The organism is Zooshikella harenae (genome assembly GCF_018837975.1).
Lineage (GTDB): Bacteria > Pseudomonadota > Gammaproteobacteria > Pseudomonadales > Zooshikellaceae > Zooshikella > Zooshikella harenae.
In genome coordinates this window covers 1-26,306 of record NZ_JAGSOY010000007.1, presented here as the reverse complement: position 1 = coordinate 26,306, position 26,306 = coordinate 1, and the positions used below count along the sequence as shown (strand labels likewise).

Sequence of the window (26,306 nt, the reverse complement as noted above, 5' to 3'; positions counted from 1 at the left end):
TAAAGGTTTTAACCTGACTGTTTTAAAGATTGGGTCAGTTTGATGAATTACAAGTGAGTTTCTTTATACTGTGGTGTGTTTCAAGGCACTACAGTGGTGGTGATATCTCTGGTGTGTAAGTAAGGGAAGACATTAAATGACAACCCCATTAATCTGCCTAGTTATTGTAGCCGTTATGCCGTATATTTATGCGGGGATTGGTGTATATTATCGGAGCAGGCTTCCTGGAGGGGTTGATAATAAGCATCCCCGACAACAGATCACCCAATTACAAGGCCCAGGGACTCGAGTTTATGCTGCTCAGCAAAATGCCTGGGAAGCATTGGCAATTTTTACGGTTGCCATGCTTGTTGTTCATTTACGCCAAGCCCCTGAACCCCAAGTTTCATTGTTTGCAGAACTGTTTGTGGCAGCACGTGTTACGCATGGTTTCTTTTACATTAAAAATTGGGATGTATTCAGGTCATTAGCTTTTGCTACGGGCTTAGTATGTGTCATCAGTATGTTATGGATAAGCTGGTAGACACAAACTCAAGGGCCCTCAAAACAATGAATGAGCTATACCCATAACAAAAAGGAATTTTAGGGGATAAAAATATGGAGCAAGCACCTTCACTCAATGTTTTTGGTGAGTCACTGAGTATCTGTAGTGATCAACCAAAAACAGGTTATTTTCGGGATGGTTGTTGTAACACCAGTGCTCAGGACTTGGGGATTCATACAGTATGTGCCATCATGTCCCAGGAATTTTTAGCTTTTTCTCTACAGCAGGGTAATGATTTAATAACACCTATACCTGAACATGGTTTTCCAGGATTACGTCCAGGCGATCATTGGTGTCTCTGTGCTGCACGTTGGTGGGAAGCCTTTCAGCATGACTGTGCACCAAAAGTGATTCTTGGCAGTACACATATTAAAACTTTGGATGTTATTCCTATCGATATTCTTCGACAATACGCGTTGGACTTGAATTAAGTAAACAAAATTATTTAATTAAATAATATGCGGGTTTTTATGCGATTGCTCCGGGTGTATGTGTAATTAATTTTTATGTTTTAAAATCTAAAAAACACTTTTTATGATGGTATACCCTTCACGAATCATTGTTAGGGTTTGTTGTCAGCGTTCTTCACCCCAGTCACTTATTAATATAACCGCCCAGCAGCGCTGTTATATCAATTAAAGTTGCTACCGCAAGTTTCACAGTAGTAAACTTGCCCTGGGGCTTCATCACTTGACGGCCGACCCTAAAAAACCTTCGTTATGGGTAATATATGATAAAAATTAATTGAATGGTCGATGCTTTTTTTGTCAAGGTTTTTAAGGGGTTATTAATTTAAATATTGAAATGGTATTTTTGTGATATTTAAATTATTAGCAGATTTTTGATTCCTATTGCATAGCGAGCTATTGTGAAATGATGGTTTTATTATACCAGTGACAAATCTTTATCATGTTGAACTATGATGAATAGAAGGTATTGATTCGCTTCAGAGGGATGGAGTTGATTGCTTTGACAAGGGTATAGCAACTATGGGGCGTGGTAATAAGGTATTAGCTTGCATAACGAAGACCCTCGTGGTTTTTACTTTCGCTATAGTGTTAAGGCAAGGGGTAGTGGGTGATGAGCCTGCATTACCTAATAGTTATGATCCAAATAAGGTTATTACTGTAGCCACTTTGGAAGACTATGCACCATTTTGTTTTCGACAAAGCTTTGCGAAAACTAATGATATTAGTGAGCTAATTCCTCCCGGGCATGACTCTAAAAGACTTCAAGGGTACAGTTGGGATGTGCTCAGGCTCAGTATGCACCGACAAGGATATACCATTCAGTTGATGGTTTACCCTTGGTCAAGAGTTATGTCACTGGTTCGCCGTAATGAGATAGATGTTGTTTTTCCGGCTGCGGTGACGGAGAAGCGAAGCCAATTTCTGATGTTTTCTGAATACCCAGTGAATACAGTACACTATGTTATTTATATTAATAAGAAAAGCCAAGGTAGCTGGCAAAACTTAGCTGAAATGATTGGACTTAGAATCGGTGTAATGAGGGGGTGGGATTATGGCAGGTATTGGAATTCCCAGATTGAACATATAGAGTTAAGGGAAGTAAATACTGTTGAGCAAGGATTCCAGATGCTGGGTTATAGGAGAATAGAAGGGTTAGTGGGCTATGAGGAGGTGTTTGATCACTATTTGATCGAAAAGGCTATCAATAAAAAATTTCAAAAATTAGCCGCTTTTGATCAGGGGTTTGAGTTTTTATCAGGTAATAAACTTAATTCGAAAGCAAAACATATTTTAAAAGATTTTGATTCATCCAGACAGTTTCTTCTTCAGCAAGGAATATTAGCTGAGCTCAAAAAACGTTGGTTTCCCCTGCAAAATGGAAATTTTTAACGACATGTATTAGCGACCTGCTTAATCCTCTGTAAAAAATTATTATTTGCTGATGAATATCATTGTTTACAGCATATAAAGTATTCATAGTAAGCCGGTTTACACGTTATCTTTGAGGGTATTATGAAAATTAAAACACCTGTTTTATTGTTTTTATCTAGTGTCTTAATAGCACCTTACAGCTCTGCTGATAGTGCACATCATTGGGGATATCAAGGTAAACGAGGGCCTGAACATTGGGGACAGCTTGATAAGTCATTTGGAGCATGTCAGTCTGGGCTTAACCAGTCGCCGATCAATATCAAACAAGGGTTTGATACAGAGCTACCAGCACTTACTTGGAACAAACCAATCCATACAAAAAATATTGTCAATAATGGACATACAATACAGTTAAATGTTGAGTCGGGCTCTATTTTAACCTGGGAAGGTGAAACCTATGAGCTGAAACAGTTTCACTTTCATACACCCAGTGAAAATCAAATTGATAGTCAATCTTTCCCACTAGAAATGCATTTGGTGCATGCTAATCAACAAGGTAAGCTGGCCGTTGTTGCAGTGATGTTTGAACAAGGACATGAGAATCAAGTGTTACAACAACTGTGGGGAGAATTACCAAAGGCTGATGAGCAGCAACCTTCACCACACACAGTTGCTTGGCAAAGTTTACTACCTGCAGAATGGGATTACTACTATTTTAATGGTTCACTTACAACACCACCTTGTACTGAAGGGGTAAGCTGGTTTGTCTTAAAATCATTCGTGAAAGTCAATCAACAACAGGTAGCGCAGTTTGCTAAAGTGTTACCAAGTGGTACGAACAATCGGCCTGTTCAACCTATTAATGCACGACAGGTTTTAAAGTAATTTTTCTTTCGTTTTCTTATCTCTTGTGCTCATAGCGAGGGCTTTTTAGCAAGGCTATCAGAGGTGATCAAGAGATGAACCCCAGAAGCTTATAGTTCATAAGTAACTGGGGTGACAGATCAGGGCAGTTGCATATAAAAATAATTCGTGATGAGTATAGATTGTGCCAATGCTGCGTATGAATTAATTTGTTTCTCCCACAGCAGAAGACCATTCCTGATCTCTACTGCTCACAGTGCTCTCAGCACCTGTTTCACAAACCAACTCAAGCACTGCAGACCCACATCTTGCTACACCTCAATCATGATTAAATGAACATCTGTGGTATTTCGATGTACACAATGGGTAGTCAAAGGCAGAATAACACCATTCGAACACACAGTGAATCTACCCCTGGAGACTTGGTTACTGCATCCTTGCTAATTTATTTATAGAATAATCTTTAATATTAAAAAAAATATAAATTTATTAATAAGAAAAATTGATTTATTAAATAAATAAGCGTTCTAGCTGATTGATTTTCTAAATCAATACATTTAAAAGAAACTATTTGAGCTGGTTTGTATTCTAAGAGTTAATTAGGTTGTGCTACAATCGTGCAATGAGGTTGTAACCACTCTTAGCATGGTATACCCACAGTGAAGAATATATAACGAAGGTTTTCGAGGTGCTAATTGGCTATGTTAAAAGCAGCACCTATAAAAGAGATTCGTGAAGTATAGTCGTGAAAGTTTTTTATATGTCATTGTCTTTAGCCGTAGGAAAATGAGCTTTAGAACTTGTTTGCTGCACAGCTCAGCGTGGCTGGTCAGTGAAGCTATGTAATGATGCTGTTAGCTTTTCCTAGTTGTATTAATTATTTTTAATTTTTTTGTATATAAATAATTAGCTATTTTATACCCTCGCCTAGCATATTGATTGATGGGTGTAAATTATCGTGATCGCTGTATGTGGGATGTCATAGGCAGTTGATAAGTAAATTAATCTGGAGTGTAGTAGATGGCCATAATCCCCTTGGATGAATTTAAAAAAATCGCCGCTGTAAAATTTAAAAAGCAAGGTGAAAGTTATCAGCAGTTACTGCAACGTTATCAAGCCTATGAAGGGGTCAAAGGTGAAAATTCATCTGCAGAGTATGATGCATTAAAATTATTGTTGGGAGATGTTAACCAGTATTTGGAAAAACACCCTGAGTCAGGACGAAATGCGGCAATACAAGCACTTAAAACACAGATTATCGAACGTCGCTATCAAGTTTGGCATGTTCAGCAAAATGAACAGTTAAAGCAGGAGTTAAGCCAGTTAGCGCAGGATCAGCAGCAGGCAAAAAAACAAGCGTACAATGAAGCACTACAGTTACTAAAAGGGATTGTCGGTCATTCATTTGAGCAGCCCAGTGAGTTACGGCAGGTGCTGGAAAGCCGTTACTCTCAACAAACGGTGGACTACTTAAATACGTTAACACAAGGCGTTTTGACCAACGCTAAAAAACTCAATGCAGGTATTCTTCGAGCAGTAACAGATGTATTGTTAAGTCCTGACTTTGTTAACTTACAGAAAGCATTAGACGTTGTGAAGTTGAATAGCAATAGTCCTGTTTCTGAGCAGGGCCGGTTTGCTGTTGCATTGGAACTTGCGAAATTTCCTGTTGAGTTACTGGATTTAATGAAAGCCCACAATATTAGTGTGCTTGTCACTCAGGATAGTATTACCAGTTATTATCAGGAGTTGAAAGGTGTAACCCCTCGTGGTTGGCCTGCAGGAAAAACATGGGATTCTGTTCCTGGTGTGGGTGCATTTGGGGCTTACCGTGGCGCTGTTATTGCTGTTAAGCTGGATGCGAATGGAAAATGGGTCGTGCCAAAAACAGGTGATGGGCATAATGCGGCCAATCTGGTGTTGCATGAAACAGCCCATGCTGTTGACCGAATTGTCGGTGAAGATAGTAATGGTGGACAATACTTAAGTAATCGAAAATCATTTTTAGCAGCTTGGCAAGGTGATTTTCATAACTTAGGTGATGATTATTATAAACAAGGTGGAGCACAAGCGGGGCGAGAAGAAACTTTTGCAGAAGGTATCGCTAAGTACTATGAAAAAACGGCTCAGTTAAATTGGAAAAATGTACAAACATGGTTGTCTAATAAGCCGTTTGATAAATACGCCCAACAGTATTATGACGAATTTTCCGCAAGTTGGTGGCAAAAACAATTATCAGCCGAATTTTCTGTAGATGTTAGAGCCTATGTTGAGCGACAGGTTCCAGAACTTAAACTGCAAGAAAAACTGGACTTTTTAACGGTACGTAAAATTTATCAGGCGATTAATGATGCACCTATTGCCGGAAATAATGCACCTTTAGCAAGTCTCAATACATTAAAGACAACACAGCCTGCGCTATCATCAATTGCCCCTCCGCCACCCTCCGTTGATAACCTAGCGACAGTATGGGGTGATGTCCCAAGTCGAGAAGTGTTGATAAAACAGGCTGCTGTTGTGGGTAAACCACAAGGTGAAAGCTATAAAGCGCTATTAAGCCAGCTTCAGCAATTTTGGCAGCAAGAGGGCGGGGACCGAATTAATACGGCATTTAAATTATATCAGCAGGCTGGAGAATACATCGACCAACACCCAGACTCAAAACGCAATAGTGCCATTCAAGGGTTACGCGAGCATTTAGCACGCGCTATTAATAAGGCGCAATCAGATCAGCCTCAGACACAAGAAACACTCGCCAGAGTTAAAGCACGTTTACAGCTCCTGCAAATAGAGGAAGGGTTAATCGCTGCTCCTCGGTCCGGCCAGGCTACACAACTCACTGATGGTACTAGGGTTTTAGCTAATTTGCCGAATGCGGGTATTGACTCATTACAGCACTTACAAACGGCTTTTGATCAATCTCTTAGAGATCAGGAACTCGCTGTAGGACGTGAAGCAGGTAATAAAGTAAAAGCGCAGGCCAATATATCCCAAGCAGAAGCCGATGCTATTACTTGGTATACCAAAGAAGGTTTCCAGTATATCAATGATATGCTACGTAATGATCAGCCACTGACTCACTTTGTTAAGGATTATGGCATTAGTGCATTGCAGGGCTTAAATAAACTGGCTAATTATGAAGGCACAGTTTATCGTGCACTTGCAGTAGATGACTTATCAGCACTTGCTGACCGACTGACGCCAGGACAGTTGGTGGGTGATAAAGGATTTTTATCAACCTCTACCAGCGCTGAGTTTGCCAAATCATTTCGTGGTGGTAAAGGGACGGTTATTTATGCCATTGAAGGTGTCACTAATGGCCGTAATGTCACAGGATTTGCGCAGCTAGAGCAAGCAGAAGTTTTGTTACAGCCAGGTAGTCATTTTCGGGTTGAGGCTACGAAACTTACCGATAACAATCTTTATGTGGTATTAAAGCAGGCTGATAATTTAAAAGCTGGTGAAGTGGTCCGAAACCTGGCAACAGGTGATGTATTAGGGGCAGTTATTAATAGCCAAACGACCACCTTGATAGATGATGTTAAAAAAACCTTTGTCGATCCTAATGTTGCTTCTTTGTTAGATATTCAGCAGCCAGGCGTGGTAAATACGGGTCGTGAAATAACCGCAAATACCACAGGTGATGTGCCTCCACCACCACCAGTTACAACTGATAGTGAGACTGCTTTGGTCGAAGCGGCAAGTCATCGCAAATTGGATATTACTGAAAAGGCAAAATATGTAGCAACGGTTTATAACCGCCTGGCAAAAGGGGTTGCTACAGATGATGTCTATGGTGTGATTACACCAGGGTTTGAACGGCCAACAGCAGCAGAGCTTGCTCAGCTCAATGAAAAACTACTGACGAAAGCGAAAAAAGCGGTAGCGGAAAGTATTGATAAAACGTTGGGTATATTACGCGGACAACAACATAATGTTCCTGACAGTTTGAATGCTCAAGTACGCGATGAGCTGGCATCTCTCTTTGTCGAAGCCACGGTTAAACAAGATTATGATTTACGTGCGGCATTAATTGCCAAGGTTGATGCACTTGGTATTCCGTTTGCGGCTAAAGGTCAGGGTGAAAAACTGCTCGCATTCTGGTCTGGGGAATGGCATGGCTATGAATATGTGCTTAATCAGAAATTAAGTGCTGAAGGTAAAGCCATTGCAGTCGATCATCATGTTTCGGGTATTGAGTTTTTACACCAACTTCGTAATAGTTTAGATCATTTTGCTACTGATCTGCGGGATAAACCAACGCTTAAAAACCTATTCCAGCAGGGAAGCCGAACATTAGCAGGTTATTTAAGCTCTGTTTATGCGACGGGCGCACAGGGTACAACCTATGTCTTGTCTGAAGGTGGCATACAATTAAATAATTATTTTTGGAATGTTGAATTACCTGTGCTGAGAAAAATGCAGCGTGATGGTATTTTACAAGACATTAAAATTCTTTTTGAAAAATTTGATAGCTACGTTGATAAACCACTCAGTGAAATTGGAGTCGCTGTTAGCAACAAAGATGTGCCTGTTAAGGTGCAGTTGCAACGATTGCCTGAGCATCTGCAATCGTGGGCGATTGTGAATGATTTTAGAAAATTTGCAGATGGACAATTAACGCCTGCACTGGTCACGTTGCATCAAGCCGCTAAACGTTATATTGACTTACATCCATCGTCTAAACGTATACCCGCTGTCAAAGCTTTATTACAGTCGGTATCCAGCCAATTAATTTCATTAAATGAATTTACGTCGAAGCCTTTGGCTGATCAGCTGGCGTTTGTAAAACAATTTGCAGATAAAGTATTTGCTAATCAAGGCTTCCCAGAAATACTTTCACTGGCGGATTTCTCAAAGGAGGCATCCGTAGTGGGTAAGTCTAAAGGTGAAGGTTATCAATCTATTTTAACGGCGTTAGAAGCACTTCATGGTCAAGCCAGTAAAACGGAATTACTGGGTGATCGCACATTCATTGATTTAGGATTAAATGGTGATTTTATTGATCGCCATGCTGATAATTTAAGACATCAATTGTTGCCATTTAATCTGTTGCGAGAAACATGGAGAGTGAAAGTTAACCATGATATTACCAGTGGGCAGGTGGCCATTACATTAGCTGATGGACGTCAGGTTAATGTGCAGGTCGATGTTACTGGTAATCAACGACAACAGTTAGCTATACTGCAGCGTTTTATTCTCGCTAATTATGATCAAACGTCTATTCCTAGCGGGTTGGCATTAGCAGGCGATCAAATTAAACAGGTCAGTGACGCGGGTTCAACCGTGCTGGCAACCCGTACAGAAGGGCAGTGGCGTTTAGCAACAAACTCATCAGTAGCATTTCCTCATGAAAATTATCAGGCATACCGTTTTGCTGTAGCGCAAGATAAATTGGCTCGACAAATACAGCCTGGTGTTTATGAATACCAAGATAGTCGTGTATCTCATGTACTTAAAATTGAGGATACATTCTATGCTACTAAGTTTGATAAAGATAATAACACCTGGCGGTTAGTGGATAGCACAAATACGGCTAAGCCGGGTGTGGCTGTTCACTTAGATAAAGGACAGTGGCAATTAAATTTAAAAGTGGGCTTAGTGGGTGGAAGCCGTGTAAATACTACAATGCTTGCAGAATCCTTTACCCGTCAAAGTCAGTGGGTTGCCACGTTATCTGATCAGCTTAATCAGCTTTCAGGCGATATTCACTTTAAAGCATCAACGTTTACTCAGTTTGATGCCACCAGACAGTCCGCTATTGATAAAGCGAATACCTTATTAGCAACGCAACACCCCGTTTGGCTGGACACGTTTAATCACTTTGCGGAATTAAATAATGAACAAGCGTTGGGCCAATTAAGCGAAACTGACCAGCGTCAGCTAAGTGCTTATTTGGAGCAGTTGGTTCAATTAAATACTGCGGCTGAAAAAAGTGGTTTATTGCGTGCTGGACAGACACAGTCGGTGACAGACTTTGTTGGTTCTATTCAGCAACAAGATAATCAAAGTAATGCACTTTATGTGTTAAGTGTGGCTGATCAACACGTGTTGGTTCAAGTGCATGACAATCAGGGTGAGGTGCGTATTAGCTTAAGTGGTGCTGCATTAGGTGAGGTTTCTGGCATCCAAAGCTATAGCCAATTGCAACAAGTGTTAACGGTTTATCTGGATACCCTGAGTAATAGCCAACAACAGCCTTATGATCAGTTTAAGGTAGAGTCAGTTAATGCCGAGCAAGTAATACAACTTGGTGAAACTCAACCTGCATTTACCACTGCATTACGTGCTGAAATTACTGGAACAGAACACTTACTAAAAGGCCTGGATAATACGCAGGGGTTATTACAACTGGGTGAGTTGTCTATCAGCCGCGTCATGTTGTATGAACTGGGTGCAACCGTTGATGGTAAGCCTGTCGATGTTAATACAAACTTCGCAGACCCCGAGCTTGTTAGCAAATTGCAGTTGAGTGAGGGTAAACTCCAGGCGTATCTGGCGCATAGTCATGAAAGTGGAGATCAGGATACACAGGCTGTTAGCCAGTTAATTGCATGGGTAAAACAGCAGCGTAGCCAGTCAGGCAATACGTCACCTGTCGTTGCAGAGCAAGGCTCACCCAACCATTGGTTGAGGGATCAGCTGGCCCAGTTAGCCAGTAATCGCTATGCCTTTGAGCAAGGCAAACAACTTGTCGAAGTAGCGAAGGTTAATCATTTATCCGTTGAGTTAGCACCAAGCACCAGTCATAAACCACAGGCTGCTTTAGCGAATGTATTAGCAACTGCTCGGGCACAACAGCTTGACGCAGGGGTAGAGACACTATTAGCGAATCAAAATCGCATTAATTTTTTACAAACGGCGCAACAGCAAGGCCGGGCTACCTCGGCAGAAACGCAGTCATTACAACAACTGTTGTCTACACAAGAAGACTTAGTTAAGGCTTACCAAAGTGATCCTGCATTTAAGCAGTCATTAGGGTATTTAAGTATTCGTGATATTGCACAACAGGTGAGTGGTACGGGTGATCAAACACTGACATTACGCTCAGGAAAATATCATTATTTAGTCAGCCAACAGAAGGGTAAGCTATCCTTTTATGATCCTGCAGTAGGATGGATTTCAGGTTTTGATTCGGCGGATGGCTTACAACAGTTTTTAACGAATTATTTTTCTGATAGTGCTCGGTTACAGTTAGGCACAGCAACATCAGCCTTTCAAACCCATGAAATTGCACCGAAGTTTTTAAGTAATGAACGCGTTGCCTCTTTAACTGATACCTTAAGGACTGCAGCACCGGTTGAACTAGACCGTTTAGCGCAATTGGACTTGCAACAAGGGCCAGTTAAATTAGGTGAGCAATCTATCAGTCGGGTTAAACTATGGCAGTTAGGCGCTAAGGTTGAGGGGCAGTCATTATCCAGTTTAAATTTCCAAGGTGACTGGGCATCTGCGGTTCGTTTTGATGGACAATTATTGCAATCCCATTTATCAATCAATCCACCTAGTGACTTTGTTGACAGTGTCAAGCTATTGAAATCGGTTGCGCAGCAGCACAATGGTGATATTAGCAGTGTGGTGGATGGGGTAGACAGCTCATCATTTAAACAAGCATTAACCTCATTGGAAAGTAATCGTCCACTTTCCACACAACAAATACATCAGATTCAGCATAAAATTGTTGGTCCTCGCATTAATTTCGGGACAATCAAACATATTGCAGGGCAAACGCCAGGTGTTGCATTACAGGTTTGGGGCATTTACTCGGGCATTAAGTCAGCAGTCGATGCGTTTAAGCAAGGTGATACTCAAGAAGGTCTTATTCAAACGGGTGCTGTAGCCGCTAACCTTGCTTCAATTCCTGCAGAAATCGCTTTAAACCGTAGTTTACCAAAACTAGGTCAACGACTGACAGCGCGTTTAGCTGGGAGTAGCTCAAGATTTGCCACAGCCAGCAGTAACTTGGGCAAGTTGCTTGGGCGAGCTGGTGGTTTAGCCGCTGCACTGATTACCTTGCCCTTTGATATTTATAGTGCCTATAAAGCATTTTCGGATGCGGGTAAAGAAGGCTTAACCGATAAACAACGACAAGACCTGTATGTTTCAGGCGGTTTTTCGGTGGCGGGTGCAGCGGTTTCATTGTCCCTGGGTGTAGCAGCATTAGCGACAGGAAGTGCGGCATTAGGACCTATTGGAATTGGTTTAGGTGTGGCATTAATTGTTGGTTCGCAAATTTATTCTGCTGTACGTCAGGTTGAGGATGTTTGGGAATATGTACCTGCACTGGATAACTGGCAGCATCGGTTACGCCAAGGTTGGTTAGCGTTTACCGGACAAGATATGGATCAGTGGGTGCTGGATGCTTACAAGGTTAATAAAACCAAGGAAATGTATCTTGCGCAAGCTAAATCCAATGCTGAGGAATTATTGAAAGGTGAGCTGGGTAATTTAGTTGACACAATTGTTTACGGCGATGTTGATGTTGTTATTCAGGAAAACAAGGTATATCACTATGAAGGTGGGTATGACATCGTCCGTGATCCTGTGGTTAAAGGTGACGATGATGTTATTTTTGCACAGGATGGTATTAATGCTTTATTAGCAACAGAAAAACGGGAAGGTATACGCCCCACCATTGCCATTCAAGGTGAGCAGGATGACAAGAAAGGGGTCTTTTTCAATATGGGTGATGGCCACGATACCGTGTTTGGTGTCACTCATAAGAAAAACGAATTTTTATTTGGTAAAGGGAATAAGAACCTAAAAGGTGGTAAGCGAGATGATAATTTTACCTTTGCAGCAAATTATTCCTTAGTGGAAAACTTTTTAAATAATCCAGACAAACTTAATGATCGTATTTTCTTTGAAATTGATGGTGGTGAAGGACAAAACACTTTAATTTTGAATGCGGAAACTTACCGTAAGTATGACTATGAGAGGCAATATATCGGTTTTATTGTTGATTTAAACCAAGGCAAAGTGTGGTTAAGAAAATCAGGTGAATCTGGAGATGCTGCACGTGGGCCAGAAATTGGTTTGTTAAGAAATATTCAACACACATTAGGTGCATCTCAAGGAAGTGACATTATTTATGGTAATGATCAGAGCAACCGGTTATTGGCAAATAGCGCAGACCAGGTTTTTGCAGGAGGTGGCAGTGATATCATCACTATTTCTAATCAAGCAAACGTAGATGGTGGGCGTGGTCAGGATATTTTCCTGGTGCAGCGTGATGTGAACAATGCAGAAATTCACGAAGACGGGGCTGATGTCTCCGTAATCCGTTTAGAATTTGCACTGGATGAAATTACTGATTGGCAGTTAATTGAGGGTGATTTACGTATAGGATTACAGGACCAGTTTAAATCGGTCACGATTAAAGGAGTGTATCAGAAGTTCAATAACCAGTGGCAGTTAGTCAATGATAAATTGAACTTCCAAACCCGTGATGGTTTTATGTTAGTGCCCCAGCTGGAAAAAACACGTTCGACAGAAGCTGCACAACAAGCAACCTCCATTCAATTAGCGGTACGTTATTTGAAGCCTGGCGATAAAACGTATTTTGCGGAGAAAACCGGTGTTACACTTGATTTAGGTGAAAATCGTATTGATGGTAATAATCAAGGTGGTGTTCATCAAGCGGATGAGTTTATAGGTAAGGATGATCCTTCTGTTATTGTGGCTGATAGCCAGCATAGTGCTATTGAAGGTAAGCCAGCGGGACAGCGTTATTTAATCACTCGTGGAGCGGGTGAAGTTACTATTAATCCCGAAGTACAGTCAGATGATAGTGCAGTCATTAATACATTATTACTTGATTACGATGAGTCTGAAATTAAAGGGATAGATATTCAGTATGAAGTAGAACATTACAGTTATGGCTATTACCGGAAAAACTATACATTAGTTGTATCGTTTCAAGATGGGCGCGAGCTGCTATTACCTAATGTCATTGATAAAACAATTCATGTTGGAGATGCACTGGCAAGAGGGGGTAAAACGTTACGAGATTATCGCCTGATTACACGTGATGGTATTGCTTTATCGTTGCAAGACTATTCTACAAGTGGCTCACGGTATAGTACTAAACTTTTTCATAATGAAGGCCATTACTCTGATAAAACTAAAGAAGGTATTAAAAGAGTTAATACGCGTGACTTATTGGAGAGAAAAGACTACACCTTAACAGACTGGCAGTGGGGTAAAGGTAAAACCTTAGCAGAGCGCTATGTATTATCAGGTGAAGGAACATCTTTTGCTGACCATATTATTGGTAGTGATGATAACAACCTGTTGCGTGGCTATGGTGGTGATGACTTACTTCAGGGTAAAAATGGGCATGATACTTATGTTGTAGGTGCACTAGAGGGAACAGTGACCATTGATAATCGTGCCACTGATAATAAACTTGATAGTTTAGTAATTGCTGCAAGTTTTAATGATATCAATAGTCATCGTGAAAATAATGATTTAGTGATTTCTGCCCGATTACCACGCCCTGATAAGGACGGTAATACTGTATATATTGACCGGAAAATTGTGCTACAAAACTATTTTGTCAGCGAGGTTTTCCGTCACTTGACTATTGTGTCAAATGAGGGCCAGCAACAAGAATGGGTGGTTGATGAGTTTGGCAATTTAAGTCGTATTATTACGGGTAAACAATCTGCTGTTGATCATTATTTATCTGATACATTGGCTGCTTTGGAGACAGACCAACCTCAAATAGCGGATAAAAATAACTATCAGACACTTGATTCTGGCCTCAACCATATCGTCGATGCTGATAAATTATCTGCGACACGAATTGTGGGTAGTCAACATGATGATCGTATTGTTTTAAAATCAGCGGGTCAGTTAAATAAACTCCAGATTGATGAAGCGTTAGCTAAGGTTATTTACAACATTGACCTGGGTGAAGGCAATAATACGATTGATTTGAGCCAATTCTCCAAAAAAGGTGTTTATGTCAGCTTAATGGGACCTGCTGGTATTTCCTATAATACTGACGCTTATGAGTTAAAACCGACAGATAGTTTAAACGAAACTATTCGTGTTAATAATGTGGCTAACATAATTGGTACTGATGGTAATGACGAGTTACGTGGCTACAACGGAGGCAACCTGCTTGCTGGCGGTGATGGCGAAGATACCATTGATGGTAAAGAAGGTCGTAATACGTTAATAGGTGGAGCTGGTAACGACACCATTTATAGTGGCTCTCATCAAGACCTGATTATTTTTAGTCGAGGTGATGGGAACGATAGTATTGCAGGTAATACGATCAATGATGTGATTGAAATGAATGGTTACAGCCTAAATGATTTACATTTTAGCCTAACCCATGAAAACCAATTAAAAGTGACTTTTAATGATGAAGAGAATGATGGAATAACCATCGCGCATTGGTCGAGTAACTGGAATCTGGTTATTAAAACAGAAGATGGTGTTATCAATAAAGCGGGTATTGATACATTAATTCCACTCTTCTCTGAAGTAGATGCTAAAAAATGGGCAGCTGGAAAAATTGCCGTTAATTCATCTCAAGAGAAAGCACTGCATAGTGCGTGGCAGTTAACGCATTTTACCTTACAGGGTGATGATGACCATGCCTCAGTGCTGATTGGCCAGCAAGGAAATGAAGAATTCATTGCAGGTAACGGGGGAACCGTGATTCGTGCCGGTGCTGGTGATGATGAGTTAACGGACGGCGCGGGTAATGATGTATTGATCGCTGAGGCGGGTGATGACCTGATTACGTTTAACAGTGCTGGAGAGGATGTTGCGAGTGGAGGAGAAGGTGAAGATATTTATCGGGTAACTGCTTCTAGCCAGGGCATTAAAGTTATTGATAATTTAGCGGAAATAGGTGAAGACATACTTGTGCTTGAGCAAGCAAAAGGATTAGCGGATATTCAACTAGCGAAGAATGGCTTAGATCTGCATATTTTACTAAAAGACGCTAGTGGTAAGGTTAATACCAAAGACTTACCTGAAGTTATTATCAAAAACTATTATCTGTCAGAAAAGCATCGTCATTTGGATTTAGTGTTGGAAAATATCGATGTATCGCATACTGAGTTGTATGGACTTGCTAAACTGGCATTAAAACGAAAAGATGTTTTAATTAATAACTCAGTAAATAGCGCACAGCCAACAGATAGTAACCCGTTACCAAATAGTGATCGTCCATTGGCAGTTTCACTGAATGGTGAATTATTGGAAGGGGCAATATTTACCGGCTCCAAGCATGCAGATTACGTAAAACTAACGAAAGTTGGGCATTTACAGGAACTGAATTTAGGTCAAGGAGACAACACCCTCGATTTATCAGATTTGGTCGCTGACGGTAATACTTCAGTCGTTTTATTGCCTGAATCCCGTACTTATCAGCGACTGCATGTTAACGATAAAGAAGTACAACTACAGGGGGTGCAACGTGTTATTGGTAGCGCTGCGGATGATAATATCTATGGCAATGAGTCTGCGAATATTTTGCATGGCGGGTTGGGTAATGATCGGCTGTTTGGATTAAGAAACAGTAACACACTCATTGGTGGTAAAGGTGATGACTATATACGCAGTGGTCAAGATCAAGATACCATTATTTTTGAGCAAGGTGATGGTCATGATCAGGTGGTCGGTGATACGACAGATGATGTTATCAAACTAAAGGGTGTGAATGTCTACGATGTGCATTTTTCAGTGGAAGACGATGCCCTTGAGATTGGTTTTAAAGGCCAACAGGGTGATAAAATCACCATTACTGACTGGAACCAAAACCAAGGGCTGTATATTACGACTGATGATGGCAGTGTGCTCAATAAACAGGGAATTGGTCAGTTAGTTCAAGCGATGGCATCGTTACCCAGTGACTCGTGGTCTGCCTCAACACCCATAGCGGATTATATCAAGAGTTCAATTACCCAAACTTGGACAATCACTCAGTCATAGCACTATGTAGATAGTTTAAAAGGCAGCCACCGTGCTGCCTTTTTGTTCATGGGTAGGTCAATAAAATAATTCTATCTTGGCCTATACTTCAAGTTGGAGCTGTTAAATGCGGAGAGTTGTATTGTATGAGGCCTCAATAAATATGCGGTTTTTGGGATATTTGGCAGTACATGCAATCACTGTATTTAGTTCCAAGTTTGTTTCAGCCGAACCATTTGAAATAGTAATGGACTATTACCCTCCTTTTAGTTATGAAGAACGGGGCGTCGCTAAAGGCATCTGTACAGATGTGGTTAATGCGGTGTTACAAAAGATAGAAAGACAAGCCGTAATTACTCAATTACCTTTTGCTAGAGCATATAAAAAAACAATGGAAGGTCAGGGAGTGTATGAATTTTGTGTTGTGCGAACACCACAGCGAGAAAAGTTATTTCAATGGGTTGGGGTTGTGGGTCCTGCTGAGCAAGCCTTAATAGCTAAAAAAGACAGCAAAATAGTCATAGAGGATATTTTCCAGTTAAAAAAATATCATATAGGGTTAGTTGTTGAGGATGTTGTGGACCAGCATTTATCTATCTATGAAACTAAATATAAGTTAAATATAGAGCGTGTGCCTAGTTATGAAGTCAATATGAAAAAGCTCTTAAATGGAAGAATCGATATATGGGGAGGTAATTTACATGTGGGATTTTATTTAATCAAAAAGCTTGGGGAGAAAATGAAGGATTATGAGGTAGTATATAATATTAAAAGTTTAAAGGGGAATTACTACTTGGTTACGGGACTTAAAACTGACAAAAATGATGTAGCTGAACTAAAGGAAGGTTTTGAACAGGTGTATTCAAGTAGACTTTATCAAACCATTGTTAATAGTTATCTAGGAAGCAATTAGTTTAATCCAGCCTGTGTTGGCCATTGGTACAATACTATATCCATCCTGAACTATTATTATAGACAATTGACCTGTATTTTTACCATGAGCTAAAAAGCCCATAAATATGGGCTCATAAGATAAAAGTAATAGTTAATGGACTGGAAAGTAATTACTGACTGGCAAATTAGCCCATTCGAAGGGAATATTATGCTCTTCTGTGTAGTCTTCAAACAGGCCAATCGCTTCGCGAACTCGATCTAAGTATTTATCAGCAGACTCCTGGTGAAAACCAATGGATACATAGATATTTTGGTTAGGGTTTTGTTGCCATTTTTCAATATTTTTCTTAAGGACTTCGAGCATTCCTTCGGCTGTAATGTAGTCAGCAAGAATGCCATTGTCAGGTATTTCCACAAGTTGAGCATTTTCAGAACCACGTATCCTATAAGGATGTGAGTCTGTATCCGTTGTTGTCCAAAGGTTATCCAGCCAGCGATACAATGGTAGTTTTTCCCATGGACTACCTTCGAGTAACTCTGGTGGTACTGCAGAAGAATCATAGCGAATACCTTCTTCAGCAAGGGCTTGTATAACATGTGGCTTGGCCATCCAGCCACCTGCACGGAAACTGACAGGCTGTTCAAACCCTTCATCCATCAGTATTCGTTTACTCTTGCGAATTATTTTCTTTAACTCTTCTTTGTTATAGGCACTAATATCAATTTCATGTCCACAGTCCTTAGGTGTTTCACACTTTGTTAGGTCTATAGGGGCATCATCGGTATGTGCGCGAGGCTCAGTTCTAAATGTCACACCACTTGTTTCAGCCAGGGAACGCCAACCATGAATATGCAGTCCATGCTCATCAATGGGCAGTAGTACCGACTGTACTTTTTGGGTAACTTCAACGGGGTTAGCATCTGCTTTAGTATAGTAAGCAGCATTTAAAAAATGCAGTAAGCCAATCTCAGGGAAGTCTTCCCGGAATTTTTTCATTTTTTGCAGATCTTTATCCTTTAAGAAGTATCCTTCCCAGTCAACGCTAATAATAGCGACCACTTTACCTTGAGCAAAGGCATGGTGGCTTAGCAAAAAAATACAACATATGAAGAATGCTTTAGAAAAACTGAATTTAGACTTTTGTTTCATTAATATACCTTATATGTATTATGGTTGAGTATATATGGTATACATATTTTTTAACCATAATAAATAAGATATTTAATATAAAGAAGAAAAAAATTTCCTACAGAGTATTCTATGTCGTGCGTTGGTTCGAGTTTATAAAGTAAATTAACAGTTTTATCATAGACAACAGCTGAAGTGTATAATCTGTATCATTGGCGAGAGACTTTTTAATGCTTTTATTTACTTAAAGTTGATATATCCCTGTGCTTATGGCAATCAGAATAGTGTGGTTGACAGTTGCTTACAATGGGTATTCATCGTGCTATTGAATAGTCAATAAATATAACAAAAACGAGAATGGTTATTCACTTACGTTGTGTTGCATGTGCGCACCACAACGTAAGTTGTAAAAGTAAGAGGAGATATAGCTATTGGCATAGGGGGGTCTTACTTTTCTCTTATTTCATTGAGTAATGGTTCAAAAAATAACCAAGTTTGGTTTTGCAAAAGCTATTGTGCTTACGCATACTAACTACTAAACCGTAAGGCTTTTTTAGTATGAGAATATTGACGCTATTCGTTTGCCTATTGCTATCGTATTTTAACGTTGCTGAAGCAGACGATAAGATTAAAGTGGTCTTCGTAAGTTGCTGCTTACCTGAAGGTTTTTTCTGGCCTAAGGTGGAAGCGTTTATGCGAGCTGCTGCAGATGATTTGAATATTGAGCTTGAAGTGCTCTATGCTCAAATGGACTATATGCACATGAAAAGCCTTGCAGTTAGTGTAGCTAGCCGTCAAGTTAAACCTGATTACTTAATAATAGATAATTATAAATTAGCTGCAGGGAAAATAATAAAAACGTTGAGTGACTCAAAAATAAAAATATTTTTAATGGCAAATGGCCTAACAAAAGAACAAGCTTCTGTTTATGGAAAACCTCGTGAAGTCTATCCAAACTGGATAGGAGAGCTAACGCCTGATAACTATTATGCAGGTTTCCAGCTGGCCAAATCGACAATAGATTATTTTTTGTTACATAACAATAATGTCAATGTAAATATTCTCGCATTGTCGGGAGATCAAGCAACGCCTGCAAGTATAGCGCGTGTGAATGGTCTTAAAAAAGCAATATCTCATTATCAAAATGTTTATATCAAACAAGTTATACCTAGCAATTGGCAACAACAGGATGCGTATAAAAAGACATACCATCTTATAAGGCGATACCCTGACATAAATGTTGTTTGGGCTGCAAATGATGAAATGGCCTTAGGCGCAATGGAAAGTGTTATTGAATATGGTAAAAAGCCTGGAAAAGATATTTATTTTAGTGGTATTAACTGGAAAAAAGAAGCATTGAAGAAAGTGCAGGATGGCTCAATGGTTGTCAGTATTGGTGGACATTTTATGATGGGTGGTTGGGCACTGGTTGTTTTACATGACTATCACTTCGGTATTGACTTTGCTCAATTAGAGGGGGTAAAGATGAAAATGAAGTTGTTTAACATCATTGATGCCCATAATGTACAACGTTATTTAACAACATTGGGCGATGAACAGTGGCAAAAAATAAACTTTAAACACTTTTCAAAAGTATATAATTTAAGTCTGACACAATATGACTTTAGCTTAAACTCGATACTGCATAATATTGAAGAAATAACCCCTAAAAATAAAGGACAAAACTAAGTTTTCTGATGTGTAATCATATCGCTTAATTTTGTTGTATTAATGATAAGGGTAATATCTCCTCCCTAAGTAAATAAGTAAGGTGGTATAAAAAAGTGATGTTCTTTTATGTGACTACATTTTTACTCACTCAATTTCAGGAAGGTGCGCATGCAACTGTTCATGAGTTAAAATCATTAAAGAACACCACTTCATAATTAAGCTCTACATTAGTAGTTGTTATTTTATGGATTCCCTCACTATTGTTATTATTTACGACCCCATATAGCCCCAAGTTATTTACTTACTTCAAAATGGGATATACCTATAAAGTAGTATTTTTTTATGTAACTGGCTAGTGAAGTGTTTTTTAAAAGAAGATGACGCTAATTTAACAGTGGGAACTAGTGGGCCATGCATAAAGTAGGGTAACAGTCTTCACTAAGCGCTTCTTTAGAGTTATTAATAATTACTATTGTACCGATCTATTTTTTCAATCTATTTTCCGCCTCTCACATTATAAGAAACTGCTATACCTTACTTGCCAGCCTTCTGATTTTTTATCCCTAAGGGAGTATTTCTTATGATAAAAAAAGTGATAACGACCGTTGCTGTCTGGGTAGTTATGATATCTCCACTAATACCATTAAGTCAGACTTTTGCTAAAGCTGAACCTAAGCCAAACAAGTTTTGGTGGCCTAACCAGTTAAATCTAAAACCTCTTCGCCAACATGCGGCTGAATCAAACCCCATGGGTGAAAAATTCAACTATGCAGAGGCTTTTAAGAGGCTTGATATTAATGCAGTGAAGAAGGATATAGAGGTGTTATTAACCACTTCTCAGGATTGGTGGCCTGCTGACTATGGTCATTATGGTCCTTTTTTTATTCGGATGGCCTGGCATAGTGCAGGGACTTATCGAGTGGGTGATGGCCGTGGCGGTGCTGGCGGGGGGCAACAGCGGTTCGATCCACTTAACAGTTGGCCCGACAATGCTAACCTCGATAAAGCACGGCGGTTGTTGTGGCCTATCAAGCAGAAATACGGACGAAATATATCCTGGGCTGATTTGATGATTCTGACAGGCAATGTGTCGCTCGAATCCATGGGTTTTAAAACCTTTGGATTTGCAGGGGGACGAGAAGATGACTGGGAGCCTGATATGGTTTACTGGGGACCAGAGACTAAGTTCTTAGCGGATGAACGTTACAGCGGAGATCGCGAGTTGGAAAATCCACTTGCAGCTGTGCAGATGGGTTTGATTTATGTAAATCCTGAGGGACCTAATGGGAATCCTGATCCGTTGGCGGCAGCAAAAGATATCCGTGATACTTTTGGTCGAATGGCCATGAATGATGAAGAGACGGTAGCGCTCATTGCGGGTGGACACACATTTGGTAAAGCGCATGGTGCGGTAAAGGCTGACTGCCTGGGGCCTGAACCTGCAGCAGGTGCTATTGAGCAACAAGGTTTGGGTTGGAAAAATAAATGTGGTAAAGGTAATGCGGAAGATACAATGACCAGCGGCTTGGAAGGGGCATGGTCCGTTAATCCTACAGCCTGGACCTCCCAGTATCTTGATAATTTGTTTGCATTTGAATGGGTAAAAACCAAGAGTCCTGCAGGCGCGACTCAGTGGATTCCAGCCGACAATAAAGGCAAAAACCTTGTGCCGGATGCTCATGATGCTTCTAAAAGACATGCTCCGATTATGTTTACTACTGACCTCGCGCTGAAGTTTGATCCCGTTTATAAAAAAATAGCAATGCGCTTTAAGGAAAATCCAAAAGAATTCGAGTTAGCCTTTGCAAAAGCTTGGTTCAAATTAACACATCGTGATATGGGCCCTCGTGCTCGCTACCTTGGCAAAACTGTGCCGAAGGAGGAGCTGTTATGGCAAGACCCTGTTCCTGCCGCTGACTATAAACTGATTGACGAAAAAGATATTACCGCTTTGAAGTCAAAGATCCTTGCTTCTGGTTTATCCATACCTGAACTTGTCCGCAGTGCATGGGCATCAGCAGCTACTTTCCGTGGCACAGATATGCGAGGTGGGGCGAATGGTGCACGTATTCGGCTTGAACCACAAAAAGACTGGTCAGTGAATAATCCAAAAGAATTATCAAAGGTTCTCTCGCGCCTGGAGAGTATCCAAAAGGACTTCAATGGTTCACTTTCTGGTGGCAAGAAAGTATCCCTAGCAGATGTTATCGTTTTGGCAGGAACGGCGGCTATCGAACAAGCGGCTAAGAAAGGTGGCTATGACATAAAAGTGGCTTTCCATCCTGGACGTACCGATGCATCCCAGCAGCAGACCGATGTTAAATCGTTTGCTGCGCTTGAGCCTAAGGCGGATGGCTTTCGTAACTATTATGAGAAAGGATTAAATCGCTCTCCGGCTACTATGTTGGTTGATCGCGCTAGCATGTTAAATCTGACGGTTCCAGAAATGACGGTCCTTGTAGGAGGGATGCGTGCATTAAATGCTAATGCTGGTGAGTCTAAACATGGCGTATTTACGGATAAGCCAGGGGTGTTGAGTAACGACTTTTTTGTCAATCTACTTGATATGGTGACAAAGTGGACAAAATCCTCTAAGTCAGAGGGTATTTATGAAGGTAAAGATCGTAAAACGGGTAAAATGAAGTGGACCGCCACTCCTGTTGATTTGATCTTTGGCTCAAATTCTGAATTGCGTGCTGTCGCTGAAGTATATGCTGCCAATGATGGCAAAGAAAAGTTTGTTAATGACTTTGTGGCAGCCTGGACAAAAGTAATGACGTTAGATCGCTTTGATTTATAAATGGAGATTTTGGGGTGTGTTTTTACACCCCAAATAACCACTTTAAACCCGCCTTTATCCGCTAATTTTTACCCAAATTTACACTAATGTATTGCTAAGATGCTTTTAAGTATCTCTATATACACTTGTATTAAAGTGTATCGTGTATTGAACTTTAGCTGAATTGAAAGTATGTTTGCATGAAATAAACTAAGCTTAGAAATGGACATGGAGTGTAACGTTAAGGGGTATAACGTTCAGAGCTGCCCTATAGATGTTTAGGCTGTAAAAAAGTGAGTAAATAATGGAACTCTATATCGCAATTATCGTCTTTATAGGTATTACCGTTTATTATTTTTACAATTACTGGGTGCCGGGTGAACCTATAAAAAAAAGTAAACTATTGGCATTTGCTTTAGTGGCTTCAAATCTAATTTTTGTTTTTATTTATCTACCTCCTTCTGACCCTACTGGAATAAATATTTGGTGGTTCCCTGATCTTTACTTAGGAGTTGAAATCGTTGCATACTCAATGATTTTATTACCTAATGAAATAGATAAAGGTGGGAGTAAAACGTTAATTACTTTTACAGCATGGTTTATGATGCTACTTTTTTTTAGTATTGGAATGCTTGATGCGATTTTTTAGTTAGGAGGTCAACCAAGACAAGCGCATATGATTTTATCTTTAAAAAGCCTTTATCTACCACTGGCTGACTCCGAAATACCTCAGGTGCTCTTAATAATAATTGAGTTATAGTAATATGTGGGTTTGCTATACCAATCGAGATTCATTTTTAGTTGTAATTGCTTTATGAGCAATACGCACATCCACTTCTACAGGTAAATCCATATGATTTGCCATTTTCTTAGCTAAATTCAGTGCAGTTTCGACATCTGACGTTTTTGCTAAATTATGCCATCCTTCCTCAGACTGAACGAGTATATGATAGGTGACACCATACCGATGAGGTGTAGAAGCTACTCTAAATTGCTTTAATGGCATAATTAGCTTTTTCCGATTTAAAAACGCCATTGAGTAAGCATAGGTGATTTTACTTTTGGTTAATGTGACATGTTGTAAAGTAGGTGTTAATGCCTCTATTAAAGAAAGACAAGCTGCAATAAAAAAGGTCGATAAAGCAAACGTTAAAAAACCGTAGATCAAAGAAAAGATAGATGCGACTAGAAAAAAACACAAAAGCCAATGACCACTTTTATCTGGCTTGCAAGTAACTACCATCTCTTGTGTCGGGGTAACGACAACATAATAATCAACTATATTATTATTCTCTGGCTGATTAATATGATCAAAATTGATATAGAAAAATGGTTCACCTGGGTCGTTGTTAAAAATAAATTGTTTAGTAATCTTTGCGTCTGTTAATACCGAGAGGTACTCAGCATAGGTAAACACATTTGTATTGGAGTGCCACTGATCAACACTTAACAGACAGTAGTTATCTTTGTCTAACAGTTGAAAATAAATGTTGCTTTGGCAATTTGCATAGCCTGTGGTTCTTCTTTCAATATGAATGCTTTTAATGTCCGTAAGTAATATTACGTGCTCCGTATTGTTAGAGGAATATTTTATGTCGTTCTGGCCGATGTCTAAAGTGGCATCTTTAGTTTGATCAGCACTCCATCCAATGATAGTGCCCAGTAAGAAAAACACGATAAATGTTGGTAAAAAAACACTATTGGGTACATCCCACCAAAAGATTAGCCCTAATACCAACATGATGATCATTTCTAAAAAAAGCACAGTAGAAAAAGTAGAAATAAACCGTTCACCCCATGAAGGTTTGACTCCCTTTATATTAACTGTAGTCACTGCTTACCTTTTTTTCTGTCTAATTAAATATTTTAAATCCATCAGTTTGAGCATCCGAAGGGTTAGGGCCTTTTAACCACTCAGTCAGTTGTAATAATTTATAATCATGGTTTTTATGATCGTAGTCGAGACGTTTGCAAAGCTGCCACATTTCTTTCCAGTTTAAGTTCAGTTTAACGTTTTCTTGCTTCACCACAGGAAGCTTACCTGGTTTTTCGATAAGTTGTTTTTCTTTAATGACGGTATTGACCAATTCAATGGCAGATGTTAACTCTTCTGGGGCTGGGTCTTCTAACCAGGGAGATTCTTTGGCATTTAATGATATAGGCCGTTTGTCGATTTTAATTTTGCAACCTTTACCCACCAGTTGACTATCACCACCATTAAAGCCTGAGTTGCTGATGGTTTTGAATTGGTTGAATTGTATGCACATGTCATCAAGTAAACCATTTTTGATGATTTCTACCTTATCCAGTACACCACCAATAGGGGAATTCTTAAAGATTGTCTCCCAGTATTGATCATCCACTTTTCCCATGGGGCGTAAGCCTTCAACATTTTTACCTGTAGCGGCATGATAGTGGAGTTTAATCACAGAGAGGTAAATATCATATTCGCGGTCATTGTCATAAATATAAGCGCCTTTTTGTCCCTGGGATTTTTTAATTATTTCGAAAACTTGTTTACGATCCTCTTCTTGCGGGCTTTCAAAAAGGGCTAATAATGTAGGTAGATAACGTCGAGATTGACTTTCTGAAAAGGCGAATTTGTCTTCAACATGCCATGTGGTATTTTCTAATGTCATGGGTTCATTGTAGGCGGCACCATACACATTGTCTTGTGCGCGATAATGGTGTTTAAACTTCACCTTCAGTGTACCCGCATAGTATAAGGTACCTTGCATTTCGCTACCCACGGCTTTTGTTTCCTTTTCAGTTTGACTCAGTGAGTAGGGAATCGCATGCCAGGAACGGTTATGTCGCTCGTAGTTTTCTTTTTGGGTTTTACTGGACAGTACCACGGTGCCGACAAAACAACGTTTTCGCCAGTCAAAGGGCTGTTGTTTGCTATAGTGGGATGATAAAGTAAATTTGCCATTATCTCCGGCTTTAAAGAGTGTTGCGGCAGCGACTTCTCCATCAAATAATTTGCCATACTCAAATTTTTTCTCGTGGCTTTTCATTAACTCTTCGTCAAATAAATCTTTTTCCGCAAAAAAAACTTTATTATTACTCGCTTGACGATGGTTTAACCAGTGTTTTCGCTCTTTATCAAGAACCAATGTAAAGTCAGTGCGGAAGAAGGGGCGTTTATGCAGGTATTTTTGTTTATCTTCCTCGCTCATTTGATAAGGACCTGAGCCGATAAGTCGATTGATCGGCTTGTTATTTTCGTGGTCATTACCTTCGATACGAATTTGGCGTTGGCTGTCTTTATTATCGCCCACACAAATGTCGTAGGTATAACTTAATTCCAGCCGGTGATGTTGTTTCCACTGTGTTTTATCGTGAAATTTAAGGGCCAATTCTCTCGACATTGGCTTGGTACCGGGAAATACATATGCTCCAAACTGGAAGCGCGGGAACAACACGACCCCATAATACCCTTCATAATCCTGTTCGTTATCCAGTAAATTATCTTCTGCCAGGGGTAAACACACATCGGTAAAAGCTGGTCCAGTACAATCGCTGCCCCACATAATGCGTCGGGGTTTTAGGCTAATCGGTAAAGGGCGTTCCAGTCGGACACCTTGACGTTGGGTGAGTTCGGCATATTCATCATTTTTATAGAGTACGACAATAATGCGCACTTGATCC

At 40.0% G+C, this 26,306-nt stretch carries 12 protein-coding genes; 9 read left to right on the top strand and 3 right to left on the bottom strand.

Annotated features, from left to right (window positions below; all coding sequences use genetic code 11):
* Positions 1-136 precede the first annotated feature (136 nt).
* The 6 genes from KCG35_RS04995 to KCG35_RS04970 all read left to right on the top strand — a co-directional run bounded on the left by KCG35_RS04995 (position 137) and on the right by KCG35_RS04970 (position 17,095).
* A complete protein-coding gene (locus tag KCG35_RS04995) occupies positions 137-523 on the top strand; it encodes an MAPEG family protein (protein ID WP_215818576.1) in 387 nt (128 codons plus the stop codon).
* Between the two features lie 74 nt (positions 524-597).
* Complete coding sequence (locus KCG35_RS04990; RefSeq protein ID WP_215818575.1) at positions 598-975, top strand: DUF2237 family protein; 378 nt, start codon at positions 598-600, stop codon at positions 973-975.
* 558 nt (positions 976-1,533) lie between these two features.
* Positions 1,534-2,403, top strand: coding sequence for a substrate-binding periplasmic protein (locus KCG35_RS04985; protein WP_215818574.1), 870 nt, complete (start codon positions 1,534-1,536; stop codon positions 2,401-2,403).
* 123 nt (positions 2,404-2,526) lie between these two features.
* Positions 2,527-3,270, top strand: a complete 744-nt coding sequence (locus KCG35_RS04980; RefSeq protein ID WP_215818573.1) for a carbonic anhydrase — start codon at positions 2,527-2,529, stop codon at positions 3,268-3,270.
* Positions 3,271-4,269: 999 nt separating this feature from the next.
* Positions 4,270-16,203, top strand: a complete 11,934-nt coding sequence (locus KCG35_RS04975) for a membrane-targeted effector domain-containing toxin (RefSeq protein ID WP_215818572.1) — start codon at positions 4,270-4,272, stop codon at positions 16,201-16,203.
* Between the two features lie 142 nt (positions 16,204-16,345).
* Entirely contained in the window at positions 16,346-17,095 is a 750-nt protein-coding gene (locus KCG35_RS04970) for a substrate-binding periplasmic protein (protein WP_215818571.1), read from the top strand.
* 132 nt (positions 17,096-17,227) lie between these two features.
* Here the strand turns inward: KCG35_RS04970 and KCG35_RS04965 are convergent, their stop codons facing one another.
* Positions 17,228-18,226, bottom strand: coding sequence for a polysaccharide deacetylase family protein (locus KCG35_RS04965; RefSeq protein ID WP_215818570.1), 999 nt, complete (start codon positions 18,224-18,226; stop codon positions 17,228-17,230).
* 537 nt (positions 18,227-18,763) lie between these two features.
* On the opposite strand from KCG35_RS04965, the gene KCG35_RS04960 reads away from it, so the two are divergent.
* The 3 genes from KCG35_RS04960 (at position 18,764) to KCG35_RS04950 (ending at position 23,304) form a co-directional block, all read left to right on the top strand.
* On the top strand, positions 18,764-19,894 hold the full coding sequence (locus KCG35_RS04960; protein WP_215818569.1) for an ABC transporter substrate-binding protein: 1,131 nt from the start codon (positions 18,764-18,766) through the stop codon (positions 19,892-19,894).
* Positions 19,895-20,498: 604 nt separating this feature from the next.
* Positions 20,499-22,676, top strand: coding sequence for a catalase/peroxidase HPI (gene katG, locus KCG35_RS04955; RefSeq protein ID WP_304956742.1), 2,178 nt, complete (start codon positions 20,499-20,501; stop codon positions 22,674-22,676).
* A 283-nt stretch (positions 22,677-22,959) separates the two neighbouring features.
* Positions 22,960-23,304 (top strand): hypothetical protein, encoded by a 345-nt coding sequence (locus tag KCG35_RS04950; RefSeq protein ID WP_215818567.1) that lies wholly within the window; start codon positions 22,960-22,962, stop codon positions 23,302-23,304.
* 126 nt (positions 23,305-23,430) lie between these two features.
* Here KCG35_RS04950 and KCG35_RS04945 read toward each other — a convergent pair whose 3' ends face one another.
* Together KCG35_RS04945 and KCG35_RS04940 are read right to left on the bottom strand one after the other, a co-directional pair.
* Complete coding sequence (locus tag KCG35_RS04945; RefSeq protein ID WP_215818566.1) at positions 23,431-24,489, bottom strand: hypothetical protein; 1,059 nt, start codon at positions 24,487-24,489, stop codon at positions 23,431-23,433.
* A 19-nt stretch (positions 24,490-24,508) separates the two neighbouring features.
* A partial coding sequence (locus tag KCG35_RS04940) for a hypothetical protein (RefSeq protein WP_215818565.1) occupies positions 24,509-26,306 on the bottom strand: 1,798 nt, incomplete at its 5' end.